Origin of the sequence: Paraburkholderia terricola (genome assembly GCF_900142195.1) — a bacterium.
Taxonomy (GTDB): Bacteria; Pseudomonadota; Gammaproteobacteria; order Burkholderiales; family Burkholderiaceae; genus Paraburkholderia; species Paraburkholderia terricola.
On sequence record NZ_FRAB01000024.1, the window covers coordinates 82,349 to 97,824 of the forward strand.

Annotated in this window: 15 protein-coding genes and 1 tRNA gene; 2 read left to right on the forward strand and 14 right to left on the reverse strand. The window is 62.0% G+C overall.

Features of this window, described 5'->3' with window-relative positions; genetic code table 11:
* Nucleotides 1–13 precede the first annotated feature (13 nt).
* From pheT to BUE39_RS20525, 12 genes are all read right to left on the reverse strand, one after another.
* Nucleotides 14–2,449, reverse strand: a complete 2,436-nt coding sequence (pheT, locus tag BUE39_RS20470) for a phenylalanine--tRNA ligase subunit beta (protein WP_073430549.1) — start codon at nucleotides 2,447–2,449, stop codon at nucleotides 14–16.
* Nucleotides 2,450–2,592: 143 nt separating this feature from the next.
* A complete protein-coding gene (gene pheS / locus BUE39_RS20475; RefSeq protein ID WP_073430550.1) occupies nucleotides 2,593–3,606 on the reverse strand; it encodes a phenylalanine--tRNA ligase subunit alpha in 1,014 nt (337 codons plus the stop codon).
* A gap of 158 nt (nucleotides 3,607–3,764) precedes the next feature.
* A complete protein-coding gene (gene rplT, locus BUE39_RS20480; RefSeq protein ID WP_006052502.1) occupies nucleotides 3,765–4,124 on the reverse strand; it encodes a 50S ribosomal protein L20 in 360 nt (119 codons plus the stop codon).
* 29 nt (nucleotides 4,125–4,153) lie between these two features.
* Nucleotides 4,154–4,351 carry a 50S ribosomal protein L35 gene (gene rpmI, locus BUE39_RS20485; protein WP_006052501.1) on the reverse strand — a complete coding sequence of 66 codons (198 nt, stop codon included), beginning with the start codon at nucleotides 4,349–4,351 and terminating at the stop codon, nucleotides 4,154–4,156.
* A gap of 247 nt (nucleotides 4,352–4,598) precedes the next feature.
* Nucleotides 4,599–5,123 carry a translation initiation factor IF-3 gene (infC, locus tag BUE39_RS20490; RefSeq protein WP_073430551.1) on the reverse strand — a complete coding sequence of 175 codons (525 nt, stop codon included), beginning with the start codon at nucleotides 5,121–5,123 and terminating at the stop codon, nucleotides 4,599–4,601.
* 49 nt (nucleotides 5,124–5,172) lie between these two features.
* Entirely contained in the window at nucleotides 5,173–7,080 is a 1,908-nt protein-coding gene (gene thrS, locus BUE39_RS20495) for a threonine--tRNA ligase (RefSeq protein ID WP_073430552.1), read from the reverse strand.
* Between the two features lie 253 nt (nucleotides 7,081–7,333).
* Nucleotides 7,334–7,410: transfer RNA gene (locus BUE39_RS20500), tRNA-Val, on the reverse strand.
* Between the two features lie 130 nt (nucleotides 7,411–7,540).
* Entirely contained in the window at nucleotides 7,541–9,784 is a 2,244-nt protein-coding gene (locus BUE39_RS20505) for a RelA/SpoT family protein (protein WP_073430553.1), read from the reverse strand.
* Between the two features lie 63 nt (nucleotides 9,785–9,847).
* A complete protein-coding gene (locus BUE39_RS20510; protein WP_073430554.1) occupies nucleotides 9,848–10,201 on the reverse strand; it encodes a RidA family protein in 354 nt (117 codons plus the stop codon).
* Between the two features lie 95 nt (nucleotides 10,202–10,296).
* On the reverse strand, nucleotides 10,297–11,208 hold the full coding sequence (locus BUE39_RS20515) for an alpha/beta fold hydrolase (protein WP_073430555.1): 912 nt from the start codon (nucleotides 11,206–11,208) through the stop codon (nucleotides 10,297–10,299).
* 256 nt (nucleotides 11,209–11,464) lie between these two features.
* Nucleotides 11,465–12,106, reverse strand: a complete 642-nt coding sequence (locus tag BUE39_RS20520) for a CoA transferase subunit B (protein WP_073430556.1) — start codon at nucleotides 12,104–12,106, stop codon at nucleotides 11,465–11,467.
* 2 nt (nucleotides 12,107–12,108) lie between these two features.
* Entirely contained in the window at nucleotides 12,109–12,813 is a 705-nt protein-coding gene (locus BUE39_RS20525; RefSeq protein ID WP_073430557.1) for a CoA transferase subunit A, read from the reverse strand.
* Between the two features lie 240 nt (nucleotides 12,814–13,053).
* Here BUE39_RS20525 and BUE39_RS20530 point away from each other — a divergent pair, with 240 nt between their 5' ends.
* Nucleotides 13,054–13,599 (forward strand): LuxR C-terminal-related transcriptional regulator, encoded by a 546-nt coding sequence (locus BUE39_RS20530; protein WP_073430558.1) that lies wholly within the window; start codon nucleotides 13,054–13,056, stop codon nucleotides 13,597–13,599.
* A gap of 28 nt (nucleotides 13,600–13,627) precedes the next feature.
* On the opposite strand, the gene BUE39_RS20535 is transcribed toward BUE39_RS20530, so the two are convergent.
* Nucleotides 13,628–14,059 (reverse strand): acyl-CoA thioesterase, encoded by a 432-nt coding sequence (locus tag BUE39_RS20535; protein WP_073430559.1) that lies wholly within the window; start codon nucleotides 14,057–14,059, stop codon nucleotides 13,628–13,630.
* Nucleotides 14,060–14,121: 62 nt separating this feature from the next.
* Nucleotides 14,122–14,898, reverse strand: a complete 777-nt coding sequence (locus tag BUE39_RS20540) for an SDR family oxidoreductase (RefSeq protein ID WP_073430560.1) — start codon at nucleotides 14,896–14,898, stop codon at nucleotides 14,122–14,124.
* Between the two features lie 188 nt (nucleotides 14,899–15,086).
* Here BUE39_RS20540 and BUE39_RS20545 point away from each other — a divergent pair.
* A partial coding sequence (locus BUE39_RS20545) for an NAD(P)/FAD-dependent oxidoreductase (protein ID WP_143169515.1) occupies nucleotides 15,087–15,476 on the forward strand: 390 nt, incomplete at its 3' end.

The following is a 15,476-nucleotide window of genomic DNA, read 5'->3' on the forward strand; positions in this document are numbered from 1 at the left end:
TATTAAATGCGGGTTATCCACGCAACCTTGCGCCAAATGCTCGAGCCAGACGTTCCACCAGAGTTTGAATGGCCAGATCGACCGTTTCATCCTGAAGGGTTCCGCCAGTATCTTGCAAGGTCACACGGAACGCAAGGCTTTTCTCGTGCGCGGCCAGACCACCGGAAGTGTTTGATTTTGGACGGAATTCGTCGAAAATTGCAACCCTCTGAACGGTCTTGCAGGCCTCTTCCGATTGCGCTTTCCCAAGCTCGTCCAGCAGCGCCTGAACCTCGATTTTCTGGTCGACGACCACCGCGATATCGCGACGCACCGGTGGGAATTTAGACACTTCCACCGGCGTGGGCAATACCCGCTGCATTAATGCGTCCGCTTCGATTTCAAACAGAATCGGCGCATGCGGCAATTCATATTTCTGCATCCAGCGCGGATGCAATTCACCAATCCAGCCGACTGCGCGTCCATTCAGTTCGATACGCGCGCAGCGGCCCGGATGCAATGCCGGATGCTCCGCTTTCACGAAGCGCGCCACTGCTGGCGCGAGCACCGCTTCGAGATCAGCCTTCACATCGAAGTAATCGACCGTGCGCGTGGACGCGCCCCACTGCTCCTCGAGCGCGGCGCCGTATGCGAGCGCGCCGATCATTTTCGGCTGCGCGAAACCTTCGACCGTCAATTCGCCCGCTTTGATCGACGGATCATGCAGGAACACGCGGCCGGCTTCGAACACGCGCACGCGGTCGGCCGCGCGGCGGTTCAGGTTGGTCCGCAGCACGTGGATCAGGCTGCCGAACAGCGTGGTGCGCATGACCGACAACTGGCTTGCAATCGGATTCAGCAGACGAACCGGTTTGTCGTTGCCGGCGAAGTCCTGCTCCCACTCGGCGTCCACGAAACTGAAGTTGATCGTTTCCGCGTAATCGCGCGCGGCGAGCGCGTGACGGAGCACGTGGATCGAGCGCTGCGTTTCATGGGTCGCGCGCATTTCGCTGGTGGCGACCGGCGGACGCGCCGGGATCTTTTCGAAGCCGTAGATACGCGCGACTTCTTCGATCAGATCTTCTTCGATTTCAATGTCGAAGCGGTACGACGGCGGCATCACCGAGAACGTATCGCCCTCGCGTTCGAACGTGAGGCCGAGGCGCGTGAAAATCCGCGCGATTTCGTCCGCGTCGATCTTGATGCCGATGATGCGATTCGCGCGCGAGACGCGCATCTTCACAGGCTCGCGCTGGGGCACATTGACGATCTGATCGTCGACCGGGCCGGCTTGCCCGCCGCAGATATCGAGGATCAGTTGCGTGATGCGCTCGATGTGCTCGACCGTGGTCGCGTAATCGACGCCGCGCTCGAAGCGGTGGCCCGCGTCGGTGGAAAAGTTGTACTTGCGCGAGCGGCCGCGAATGCTGTCCGGCCACCAGAACGCGGCTTCCAGATAGATGTTGGTCGTGTCGAGCGTGACGGCGGTGCTGTCGCCGCCCATGATGCCGGCGAGACTCTCGATATGCTGTTCGTCGGCAATCACGCCGACGCTTTCGTCGAGTTCGACCGTGTTGCCGTTCAAGAGCTTGAGCGTTTCGCCCTTGCGGCCCCAACGCACGTCCATGCCGCCGTGGATTTTGTCGAGGTCGAACACGTGCGACGGACGGCCGAGTTCGAGCATCACATAGTTCGAGATGTCGACGAGCGCGGAGATGCTGCGCTGGCCTGAACGTTCGAGGCGCTCGACCATCCAGTGCGGCGACTTCGCGCGTGCGTTCACGCCACGGATCACGCGGCCCGAGAAGCGGCCGCACAGATCAGGCGCCGAAATTTTCACAGGCAGCGTTTCGTTGAGCTGGACAGGCGCCGGCTTGATCTCGAGCGGGCGCAACGGCGCACCGGTAATCGCCGAGGTCTCGCGCGCCACGCCAAACACCGACAGACAGTCGGCCTTGTTCGGCGTCAGCTTGATTTCGAAGACCGTGTCGTCGAGATTGAGCGTCTCGCGGATGTCCTGGCCGATCGGCGTATCTTCCGGCAGGATCATCAGGCCGCTATGGTCTTCCGAGAGCTTCAGTTCGCGTGCGGAGCACAGCATGCCCTGGCTTTCCACGCCGCGCAGTTTCGAGAGCTTGATCGCGAACGGCGCGCCGCCCGCTTCGGCTGGCGGCAATTGCGCGCCCACCAGCGCGACCGGCACCTTGATGCCCGGCGCGACATTCGGCGCGCCACATACGATGTTCAGCGTTTCGCCGGTGCCGGCATTGACCTGACACACGTTGAGCTTATCCGCGTCCGGGTGCTTGACGACTTCCAGCACCTGGCCCACGACGATCTTCGAGGTCGGCGGCGCGGCCGGCCGCAGGTCTTCGACTTCGAGACCCGCCATCGTCAACGCGTGCGACAGTTCATCGGTCGTGAGTTGCGGATCGACAAAAGTTCTCAGCCAGGATTCCGGGAATTGCATGGTTCTGTGTACGTTCTGATCAGGTTAGGTCCACGTCCGGCGGTGCGCTTGATCGAGTGATTCATCCACACTGCCGGGGACGCTGGCGGCATGCACTGTGTGCGGTGCCGCGCTCTATGCTTGTCGCGTTCGTACGCGCCGGTTCACGCAAATTGGCGCAGGAAACGCAGATCGTTCTCGAAGAACAGACGCAGATCCTGCACGCCGTAACGCAACATCGTGAGCCGTTCGAGCCCGCTGCCGAAAGCAAATCCGATGTAGCGCTCGGGGTCCAGACCCATGTTGCGGATCACCGTGGGGTGAACCTGGCCTGAGCCCGAAATCTCGAGCCACTTGCCGGCATTCTTGCCCGTTTCGAACAGCATATCGATTTCGGCCGACGGTTCCGTGAACGGAAAATACGACGGACGGAAGCGCACGAGAATATCGTCGCGCTCGAAGAATTTTTTCAGGAAGTCGGTATAGACGCCCTTCAGGTCCGCGAAACTGATGTTCTCGTCGATCCACAGACCTTCGACCTGGTTGAACATCGGCGAATGCGTTGCATCGCTATCCACGCGATATGTACGGCCCGGCACGATCACCTTGATCGGTGGCGTGTTGGTGCGCGCGTAGCGCACCTGCATCGGGCTCGTATGCGTGCGCAGCAGCAGTTGGCGGCCGTCGGCATCCTTGCCGTCGACGTAGAAAGTGTCCTGCATGGAACGCGCCGGATGGTTTTCCGGGCTGTTCAGCGAGGTGAAGTTGTACCAGTCGGTTTCGATTTCGGGGCCATCGGCCACGTCGAATCCGATCGTACGAAAAATCTGTTCGACGCGCTCCCATGTGCGCATCACCGGGTGCAGGCTGCCGGCTCCGGTGCCGCGACCGGGCAGCGTGACGTCAATGGCTTCAGCGGCGAGACGCTGATTCAGCAACGCGTCGGCCAGCGCCTGACGGCGCGCCGTCAACGCGGCTTCCACTTGTTGCTTGACGAGGTTGATCCGTGCGCCTTCAGCCTTGCGCGTTTCAGGATCGAGTTTGCCAAGGCCCTTCAACAATTCGGTCAGCGCACCCGATTTACCGAGAAAGCGGGCTTTCTCGTTCTCGAGGGTGGTGACGTCGGAGGCTTCTGCGAAGGCTTTTTGCGCGTCGGCGACAATCTGGTCCAGATCCATTGATCCCATCATTTCAACGTCAGTGTTCAATCGATGCAAAACTGGTTCTACCAACAAAAACGGGGCTCGGTGAGGAGCCCCGTTTTTGCTGCAGCGTCACCGAGACTACCGGATGTTCGCTGCAACGAACCACGCAGTGTTAATTGCCCAAAGCGCAATCAGGCTGCAACGGCGGCTTTCACCTGCTGAACGATCGCAGCAAAAGCAGCCTTGTCGAACACAGCCATGTCGGCCAGCACCTTGCGGTCGAGTTCGATCGAAGCCTTCTTCAGGCCGTTGATGAACACGCTGTACGTCATGTCGTGCTGACGCACCGCCGCATTGATACGCGTGATCCACAATGCACGGAACACACGCTTCTTGTTGCGGCGATCGCGGTAGGCGTACTGGCCTGCGCGCATGACCGCCTGCTTGGCGATGCGATAGACGTTATTGCGACGGCCGCGGTAACCCTTGGCCAGCTTGATGATCTTCTTGTGACGGGCCCGTGCGGTAACCCCACGTTTTACTCGAGGCATGTTTCGCTCCTATGAGTTTCGGTTAAGGGTTAAGCGAACGGCAGCATTGCGCGCACGGAGTTCAGATCGGAATCATGAACTGCCGTCGAACCGCGCAGATGGCGTTTGTTCTTGGTGGTCTTCTTGGTAAGAATGTGGCGCTTGAAGGCTTGACCGCGCTTGACGGTACCGCCCGGACGCACCACGAAGCGCTTTGCAGCACTCTTCTTGGTCTTCATCTTCGGCATGACAACTCCATTATTAGATGGATATGGGTGTGCGGTCGGCCAGATGGCCATAACCCGCCCTTCGAAACCCATTCCACTTGGTATGCAGACCACCGATACTGCCGGCAGCCGCTTTCAGGAAGCGGCGCGCATTTGCATAGGCGCCGTTCCGAAACTGCTGATGCCGCGCCGGACACCCGGCACAGCCTTCAATTCAACCGTTGACAACCGGAGCGCACACCACATGGCGCGCCGCCACTCCAGCCGCTTACTTCTTTTTCTTTGGAGCGAGCACCATGATCATCTGGCGCCCTTCCATTTTCGGCATTTGCTCGACCTGACCCACTTCGTCGAGGTCCGTGCGCAAGCGCTCGAGCATGCGCATACCGATTTCCTGGTGAGCCATTTCGCGGCCACGGAAACGCAACGTGATTTTCGTCTTGTCGCCGTCTTCGAGGAAGCGGATGAGGTTGCGCAGTTTGACGTTGTAGTCACCGTCGTCGGTACCCGGGCGGAACTTGACTTCCTTGACCTGGATGACCTTCTGCTTGAGCTTGGCCTCGTGTTGCTTCTTCGCTTCCTGGTACTTGAACTTGCCGTAGTCCATCAAGCGGCAAACCGGCGGAACCGCTTGCGGCGCGATTTCGACCAGATCCACGTCTTGCTGTTCCGACATGCGGAACGCATCAGCGAGTTTCACGATGCCGAGCGGTTCGTTCTCGACTCCGACCAGACGCACCTCGGGTGCCGTAATTTCACCGTTGATGCGGTGCGCAGACTTATCAGTAGCGATGTTACGTTTCCTCTAAAAATTAAAAAAACGAGCCGGGCTGCCAAGTGGCTCAGTTGAACGACTGCACGTCCTGACGCAGACGCTCAATGAAGGTATCGAGAGGCATGACGCCGAGATCGACACCGCCACGGGCACGCACGGCTACCGTTTGGGCTTCACGCTCTTTGTCGCCGACCACAAGCAGGTACGGCACCTTTTCCAGCGTGTGCTCGCGTATTTTATAGCTAATCTTCTCGTTGCGCAAATCGGCCTCTACTCTAACCCCTTGTTTTTGCAACGATTGGGCTAGCGACTGTGCGTATTCGGCCTGACTTTCCGCAATGTTCATCACGACGACCTGCATCGGCGCGAGCCAGACAGGCATTGCACCGGCATGGTGCTCGATCAGAATGCCGAGGAAACGCTCCATTGATCCGACGATTGCCCGGTGCAGCATGATCGGCCGGCGGCGGCTATTGTCCTCGGCGACGTATTCCGCGCCCAGACGTTCCGGCAACACCATATCCAGTTGCAGCGTGCCGCATTGCCACGAGCGGCCGAGCGCGTCCTTGATGTGATATTCGACCTTCGGGCCGTAGAACGCGCCCTCGCCGGCCAATTCTTCCCACGTCACGCCGCATGCCGTCAACGCCTCGCGCAGACCCTGCTCCGCGCGGTCCCACGTCTCGTCCGTACCGGCGCGCGCGTCGGGGCGCAGTGACAGCTTGATCTCGACATTGTCGAAACCGAAGTCCTTGTAGACGCTCATCGCCAGCGTGTTGAACGCGATGGACTCGCTGATGAACTGTTCTTCGGTACAGAAAATATGAGCGTCGTCCTGCACAAAACCCCGCACGCGCATCAGGCCGTGCAGCGCGCCCGACGACTCATTGCGGTGGCACGAGCCGAATTCCGCGTAACGCAACGGCAGGTCGCGATACGAGCGCAAGCCATGATTGAACACCTGCACGTGACCCGGACAGTTCATCGGCTTGATCGCATAGTCGCGCTTTTCCGATTCCGTCGTGAACATGTTTTCACGGTAGTTCTGCCAGTGGCCCGACGCTTCCCACAGCGAGCGGTCCATGATCATCGGCGTCTTGATTTCGAGGTAGCCGGCATCGTTCACACGGCGGCGCATGTACTGCTCGACCTGCTGCCACAGCGTCCAGCCACGCGGATGCCAGAACACCATGCCCGGCGACTCGTCCTGCATGTGAAACAGATCGAGCTGCTTGCCGAGCTTGCGGTGGTCGCGCTTCTCCGCTTCCTCGAGCATGTGCAGATACGCGTCCTGGTCTTCCTTCTTCGTCCAGGCCGTACCGTAGATGCGCTGCAATTGCTCGTTCTTTGAATCGCCGCGCCAGTAAGCGCCGGCCACCTTCATCAGCTTGAAGACTTTCAGCTTGCCCGTGGAGGGCACGTGCGGGCCGCGGCACAGGTCGGTGAAGCCGCCATGCGAGTACAGCTTGATTTCGTCGCTGGCGGGAATCGATTCGATGATCTCGGCCTTGTACTTTTCGCCGATGCTCTTGAAGTAGTCCACGGCTTCGCCGCGCGACACCACGCGGCGCGAGACCGGCTCGTCTTTCTTCGCCAGTTCCTGCATGCGCTTTTCGATCTTTTCGAGGTCTTCCGGCGTGAAGGGACGGCTGTACGCGAAGTCGTAATAGAAGCCGTTGTCGATTACCGGGCCGATCGTGACTTGCGCTTCCGGATACAGATCCTTCACCGCGTACGCGAGCAAATGCGCCGTGGAGTGACGAATGATGTCGAGACCGTCTGCGTCTTTTTCCGTGACGATGGCAAGCGCCACATCGTGATCGATCAGCGTGGACGTATCGACGAGCTCGCCGTCGATCTTGCCGCCGAGCGCGGCTTTCGCGAGGCCGGGGCCGATCGAGGCCGCCACTTCGGCGACGGTGACCGGATGCTCGTACTGTCGAACAGAACCGTCAGGCAGACGTATCGAAACCATTTTGTTCTCCGTTGCCGACCGGCGGCGGCACATGCAATCAGGTCAAAAAGCCAAAAAAAAAAATGCGGCCCCACTTTCGAGGGGCCGCATTCACATTTCCTGCAAACTACAGTGGCGAAAGTGGTCCTCGACTAGCGTCGCTCCGAAGTGGTTTCGGTCAACGTTCGCGGTGCCATAACCGTATTTGCCTTTTGCGCCAGGGCGCTTGCTGCAGTTTGCGAAACCCCGGCGCAAGCCGGAATTTCTCTTTCGTTGGTAGGCTCGATTGGACTCGAACCAACGACCCCCACCATGTCAAGGTGGTGCTCTAACCAGCTGAGCTACGAGCCTGAAGAAACGAGATTATATGGAGCACCACACTGCTTGGCAAGTACTTTTATGCACCGACTTTAAATTTCCAACGACCGCCGAAACAGCCAGCGAACGGCTGCCCGGCGACGTGAGCCGCGGACCCTGTCCGTCAATTTTTGCGTGAGGCGCGCACCACGCCCGTCACCTCGCCGAGCAGCGTGCATGCGCGTTGAATCTGCGCGGCGCTCGACACCTCGACGGTGAATTGCATGAACGCGGCGTTCCTGCGGGTCTGCGTTTTCACGCCGATCACGTTCATCTTCTCGCGCGCGAACACTTCGGAGATATCGCGCAACAAGCCTTGCCGATCCGTTGCCTCGATCGTGAGGTCGACGGGATACACGGACTGCCCGCGCCCGCTCATCACGTCCGCCGACCACGCCGTTTGCAACACACGCTCCGGCGCGCGCTCGGCCATGCGCAGGAAGGTCGGACAATCGCTGCGATGTATCGACATGCCCTTGCCGCGCGTCACGAAACCGCTGATATCGTCGGGCGGCGCGGGCCGGCAGCAGCGCGCAAGCTGCGTAAGCAACGCATCCACGCCGACCACCAGCACGCCCGTGGACGCGCCGCGCGCAACGCTCGCACCGCTGCTGCGCTTTTCGAACTGCTCGGGCGCCTCGACAACGGGCTCGGGCGGCGGCGCATCGTGGAGCGCCTGCTCGACGAGCCGCAGACTGAACTCCTCCTTGCCGACCACCGAGAACAGATCGTCCGTCGTCTTGAAGCCGAGCTTGGCGGCAAGCTGATCGAGATTGACCGACGTCTTGCCCTCGCGCTGCAAGGTCTTTTCGACCATGGCGCGACCGCTCGCGATGTGCTCCTGGACCTCGACCGCGTTGAACCACGCGCGCACCTTCTGCCGCGCGCGCGGACTGTGCAGATAGCCAAGCTGCGGGTTGAGCCAGTCACGCGACGGACCGCCCTCCTTCACCGCGACGATCTCCACCGTCTGACCGTTCTGCAACGGCGTGTTGAGCGGCACCATCGCGCCGTCCACGCGCGCGCCGCGGCAGCGATGCCCCAGTTCGCTATGCAGGTGATACGCGAAATCGATGGGTGTGGCGCCGTGCGGCAACGGGATCACGCGCGCTTGCGGCGTGAGCACGTAGATGTGGTCGTCGTCGAGCGTGGCCTGGCGCAGTTGCTCCCACGGCTGCGCGGCGCGCTTCTCGCCGTGCTCGCCCTCGGCGACATCGTCTTTCCAGGCGAGCAGTTGACGCAGCCACGCGATCTTCTCGTCGTACTTCTCGTTGGCGGCGAACTGACCGCCGTACCCGCGCGTGCCCGCTTCCTTATAGCGCCAGTGCGCGGCCACGCCGTACTCGGCGAACTGATGCATTTCGTGCGTGCGGATCTGCACTTCGAACGCGCGGCCGTCGTCGCCGATCACGACCGTATGCAGCGACTTGTAGCCGTTAGGCTTCGGCCGCGAGATGTAGTCGTCGAACTCTTTCGGCACCGGTTGCCACAGGTTGTGCACGATGCCGAGCACGGTGTAGCAATCCTTGATGTCCGGCACGATCACGCGAAACGCCCGCACGTCGTACAGTTCGGCGAAATCCAGTTCCTTGCCGCGCATCTTGCGCCAGATGCTGTAGATATGCTTCGGCCGGCCGCTGACCTCGGCGCGAATGTGCGCCGCGGCCAGTTCCTGCTGCAGCCGTTCGATGGCCTGCGCCACGTAGCTCTCGCGCTCCACGCGCTTTTCGTCGAGCAGCCGCGCGATGCGCTTATAGGTCTCGGGCTCTTCGAAGCGGAACGCGAGATCCTCGAGCTCCCACTTCAGTTGCCAGATGCCGAGACGGTTGGCGAGCGGCGCGTAGATATCGAGCGTCTCGCGGGCCACGTCCGGCGACGGCGAGAGCTTCGCCGCCGCGTAATAACGCAGCGATTGCAAGCGCGAAGCGAGCCGGATCAGCACCACGCGAATGTCTTGCGCGAACGCGAGCAGCATCTTGCGCAGCGCCTCGACCTGCGCACGGCGCGCGGCCTGCGCATCGCGCCCGGCTTCGGGCATCGTATTCTGCGAGGCGCGCAAGCTGACCGAGCCGAGGCGCAGCAACTTGCGCACGTTGCCGACCAGTTGCGCGACCTCGTCGCCGAACTTCTCGGCGATCATGCGCTCCGGGTCTTGCAGGTGCGGCGTCAACGCAAACAACGCCGCGGCCAGCACCGCCGGCGGGTCGACGTTGAGCGTGAGCATGATCGACGCCGTACCCGCCGCGTGATCCGCCAGCAACTCGCCCGAGGAGAAGCGCACCCCGCCCGCATGCTCGCGCACGAACGCCACCGCTTCGTCGAAAGAAGGAAGGGGTGTCGGCGTGCTCGTAACGATTTCGGTAGTCATGGTGCGGCGGCCCACCGGGCCAGACGGATCAACGGAATTTCAACAACGACAACTGGGCCGGCCTTAGCTGCGCTGAGCCGCGACCACCACGATTTCGACGAGGCACTTCGGGTTCGCGAGCGTGGCCTCGACGGTTGCGCGCGGCGGCGTGGCGCCTTGTGCGACCCACTCGTCCCACACGGCGTTCATGCCGGCGAAATGCACCATGTCCGAGATGTAGATCTGCACCGACAGCAAATGCGACTTGTCGCTGTTCGCCTCAGCCAGAAGACGGTCGATGTGGCCAAGCACCTCGCGCGTCTGGCCCGTGATGTCCTGATCCGTGTCTTCGGCGATCTGGCCGGCCAGGTATACCGTGCCGTTATGTACGGCGATTTCCGAAAGGCGCTTGCCGACGTGATGACGAATGACTGCCATGAAGAATCCCGAGGTTCGTTGAAAATTGATCGAAGATGCGTTCCGCGTTGCGGCCGATGAACGAAGCCGCGATGAGCGCCGCGCGGAACTGCATATTATGACGCGTCGGCGGGCGGGCCGATAAAGAACCGCCTGGCAATCTCGATCTGATCGGCCGACAGAAACGCCGGCGCATGCCCGACCCCGGGAATCTCCACGCTCGATACGGCGCGCCCGACCTCGACCATCTTCGCGACGGTTTCGCGCGACAGCAAATCGGACTGCTCGCCGCGCGCCACCAGCACCGGCCCCTGGAACGCGGCCAGCGAATGCCATAGCGCGGCTTCGCCCAGCTTCGTTGCTTCCTCGGTGGTCGCGGCAAACGGCTGCGCAATGCGCGGGTCGTAGCGGAATTGCCAGCCGCCGTTCTGCTCGTGCAGCAGCGGGGTATTGATTTCGCGCCACTCGTCCGGCGTGAGCGGGCCGAACGTTTGCGCGAGCAAACCCGCGTAGTCGATGCCTTGCTGCAACGTTTCGAAGCGCGCCGGCTTGCCGAGGTAGTCGCCGATGCGCTGCACCGCCACCGGCTCCAGATGCGGACCCACGTCGTTGAGCAACAGCTTGCGGATCGGCGTGTCGGCCAAGCCGGCCAGCGCGAGCCCGATCAGGCCGCCCATCGACGTGCCGAACCAGTCGACCGTTTCGACGTTCAGGCGCGCGATCAGCGTGACCATGTCGGCGACGTATTGCGGCACGCCATAGAAGTTGGGGTTGGCAAGCCACGACGACAAGCCCCGCCCCACCACATCGGGACAGACGACGCGGTACGTACCGGCGAACTGCGCCGCGACGCGGTCGAAGTCGCGCCCCGAGCGCGTCAATCCATGCACACAGAGCAGCACGCGCGGATTGGCCGGGTCGCCCCATTCGGTGTAGGCAATGCGGTGCAAGCCACCAGGACTCGCGCACTGCACATAACGTTGACGCGGCGCGAGCGGCGCAGCGGCGGAAGCGGGCGTTGCGGTCATTGGAGTTCCTTGCAAAAGCGCTGCGGATCTGGCGTGGGCAAAGCGGGAATCAATCGGCGTCCAATCTGCGAACGATTGTAAACCGCTTTGCCGCGCCGCACGGATCGGCCACACGGCATAGGACTGGCCGAGACTCGCCAGGAACAATCCGATTGCGCCAAGACAAAGCGGGCGAGACTCACGCCTCGCCCGCCTGCTTTTGCCGCGCCACCGCCGCGCGCCGGCCACGTCGACCGGCGGCGCAGCGACAAGCCGTTCAACTCACCGCGCTCACATCGAGCGGCGCGCCCGTCTTCGCCTTGATTTCCTCGATGGTGACACCCGGCGCCAGTTCGGTCAGCTTCAGACCGTCTTCCGTCACCTCGATCACGCCGAGGTCGGTGATGATCTGATCGACCACGCCCACGCCCGTCAGCGGCAGCGTGCATTCCTCGAGGATCTTATGCTGGTCGCCCTTCGCGACGTGCTCCATCAGCACGACCACGCGCTTCACGCCCGCGACCAGATCCATTGCGCCGCCCATGCCCTTGATCATCTTGCCGGGGATCATCCAGTTGGCCAGATCGCCCTTCTTGCTGATCTGCATCGCGCCGAGAATCGCCAGGTTGATGTGGCCGCCGCGAATCATCGCGAACGAATCCGCCGACGAGAAAATCGACGAACCCGGCAGCGTGGTCACCGTCTGCTTGCCGGCGTTGATCAGGTCGGCGTCCACTTCTTCCTCGGTCGGCGAGGGGCCGATGCCGAGCAAGCCGTTCTCCGACTGCAGCCACACTTCGATGCCGGCCGGCACGTGGTTCGCCACCAGCGTCGGCAAGCCGATGCCGAGGTTCACGTAAAAACCGTCCTGCAATTCCTTCGCCGCGCGCGCGGCCATTTGGTCACGAGTCCATGCCATGATCAGTCTCCTTTCGCGCGGACGACGCGTTGTTCGATGCGTTTTTCCGGATGCGCATTCAGCACGATGCGCTGCACGAAGATGCCCGGCGTATGAATCGCGTCCGGATCGAGTTCGCCCACCTCGACGATTTCCTCGACTTCCGCGACGGTGATCTTGCCGGCCATCGCGCACATCGGATTGAAGTTGCGCGCGGTGCGGCGGTAGATCAGGTTGCCCGACTTGTCGGCCTTCCACGCCTTGACGAGCGCGACGTCGGCTGTGAGCGAATGTTCGAGCACGTAGTGGTTTTCGCCGAACTGGCGGGTTTCCTTGCCCTCGGCGATCAGCGTGCCGAAGCCGGTGTTCGTGAAGAATGCCGGAATGCCCGAGCCGCCGGCGCGCAGCTTCTCGGCGAGCGTGCCTTGCGGGGTGAATTCGAGCTCGAGCTCGCCGGCCAGATACTGCCGCTCGAACTCCTTGTTCTCGCCGACATACGAGGAAATCATCTTTTTGATCTGGCGCGTTTCGAGCAGCAGGCCCAGGCCGAAACCGTCCACGCCCGCGTTGTTGCTGATGCACGTGATGCCCTTCACGCCCGAATCGCGCAGCGCCGCGATCAGCGCCTCGGGAATGCCGCACAATCCGAAGCCGCCGACGGCGAACGTCTGCCCGTCCTTGACGATGTCTTTCAGCGCCTCGGCGGCGCCTGGATAGACCTTGTTCATCAGTATGTCCCTTCCTTTATGGAAATCCGAAACCGGATCAATGCGCTCGGCATGACGTTTTGGGGCAAAACCCACACGTCATTCTAGTCATCCGCGGCGGACCGTGCGTTCAGCCCGGAGGTGCCTCGCGCCCATGCCTGCCGCGGATCGCTTCGCCGCGTTGTGATGTGCCCGAAAGGGTACGCTGCGCGCGCCATGCGGCACAATACGCAAAAATACATAAGTACTTGCCGCCAACCCATGCCCGCACTGGATTACCAAACCGCCTTTCACCTCGCCCCGATCGGGCTCGTGCTGTCACGCGAACGGATTATCGAAGACTGCAATGACGAACTCGCGTCGATTTTCGGCTGCCCGCGCGAGGCGCTGCTCGGCCAGTCGTTCCAGGTGCTGTATCCGTCGGCGGACGAATTCGAGCGGATCGGCGCGCGGATTCCGCCGATCATGACCGCGCAAGGCAGTTACGCGGACGACCGCATCATGAAGCGGGCCAACGGCGAACTGTTCTGGTGCCACGTGACGGGCCGCGCGCAGCGGCGCGCCGATCCGCATGCGGCGGGCGTCTGGACCTTCGAGGACTTGAGCGCGACGCGGCGCGTGGCGGTCGAACTGACGCCGCGCGAACGCGAAATCGCCGCGCAACTGGTGACGGGGAAAACCAGCAAGCAGATTGGCCGGGTGCTGGATATCAGCCCGCGCACGGTCGACGTCTACCGGGCGCGGCTGATGCGCAAATACGATACGGGCAACGCCACCGAGCTATTGCAGAGACTGCTCGGGCATTGATTGAAAAGGCGGGCGCGAAACCTCGCGCTCAAGCCGCGTTGACCAGCGCGGCGCGCTCGATCGTGGCGCGCAGCAGATCAGGAACCGGCACCGACTTTCCGGCCGCGTAATCGATCCACACGCAGCGCGCGGCGCCGCGCGCGTACACGGTGTTCGGGTCGTCGGCGCGCACGAGCTCGAAGCCGGTATCGAAACTGCTGCGCCCCGGCGTGGCCACGGTCATCCGGCCGATCACCTCGCCGGGATAGTGCAGTTGCTTGAGAAATTCCATCGACGCGTTGACGATCACCGGCCCCTGCCCGTCGGCGTTGCTGCCGGCAAGACCCAGTTGCTCGAACCAGGAAATGCGCACCTGCTCCATGTAGCGGAAATAGACCGTGTTGTTCACGTGGCCGAATGCGTCCATGTCACCCCAACGGATCGGCATCGACATCTCGAAGACTGCGTGGAAATCGCTCATCGTACTTCTTTGAAGGATTGAAACCAGGTTGAAGCCGGCGCACCGACCGGCGTGAAGCGCGCTCAGGCGAGCCCGAAGCCGTCGTCGGCGGCGATCACCGAGCCGTTGATGAACTGTGACTCGTCGGCCGCGAGCAGCAGCAGCAGACCGTCGAGATCGTCCGGCTTGCCGACGCGATGACGCGGCAGCATCGACACCAGCTTCTGCCCCTGCTCGGTCGACCAGTGATGGTGATTGATCTCGGTGTCGATATAGCCGGGGCAAATCGCGTTCACGTTGATGCCGTGCTTGCCCCACTCCAGCGCCATCGCTTTCGTCATATGGACGACGGCCGCCTTGCTCATCGAATACAGGCCGATTTGCGGCAGCACCCGCAGACCCGCCATCGACGCGATATTGATGATCCGGTACGACGGTTTCTGCGCGCTGTTGCCGCGCATGATCATGCGCTTGGCGACTTCCTGGGCGACGAAAAACGCGCCGCGCGTGTTCGTGTCGAACACGTATTCGAAGTCGGCGGGCGTGACTTCGGAGAGCTTCTGCGTGGTCGAGACGCCCGAATTGTTCACGAGGATGTCGATCGTGCCCGCCTCGGTTTCCGCATGGGCCACCGCCGACTTGATGCTCTGATAATCGGTCACGTCGAGCGAAACGACGTGCGCCGCGCCGCCGGACGCCTCGATCTCGGCGCGCAATTCCTTCAGACGCTCGGTACGCCGGCTCGCCAGCACGACCTTCGCGCCCGCTTGCGACAACACCTGAGCGAAGCGCTTTCCCAACCCGCTCGAGGCGCCGGTGATCAGCGCGACCTTGCCTTCCAGATTGATCGAACGGCCCATTGTCGTTCCTTGTTCGGTTGTGGTTGCAGATACGATTGACAGGTGCGGTAGGACCATCGCTGCGGGTCGATACCGTATCCCATTAATAGAACGATCGTGCTAATGTCGGCTCGTCAGGTTGCAGTGGTTCAGGTCATCACCCACAATACGAACCCGAAAAAAGCATTCTAACGGTAAGAGGAGCATCAATGACCCCCGCAAGTCTCATTGAGCAGTACGGCCCACGCGAGTCGATGGAATACGACGTCGTGATCGTCGGCGGCGGCCCGGCCGGCCTGTCGGCGGCGATCCGCCTGAAGCAGCTGGCGGCTGCGAAAGGCGTCGAGCTTGGCGTGTGCGTGCTGGAAAAAGGCTCGGAGATCGGGGCGCACATCCTCTCGGGCGCGGTGATGGACCCGCGCGCGATCACCGAACTGATTCCCGACTGGAAGGAACAAGGCGCGCCGCTCACGGTGGACGTGACCGAGGACCGCTTCCTGTTCCTCACCGAAACCGGCTCGAAGAGCGTGCCGGCCTGGGCGCTGCCGGATAACTTCAGGAACCACGGCAACTACGTGATCAGTCTCGCGAACGTCACG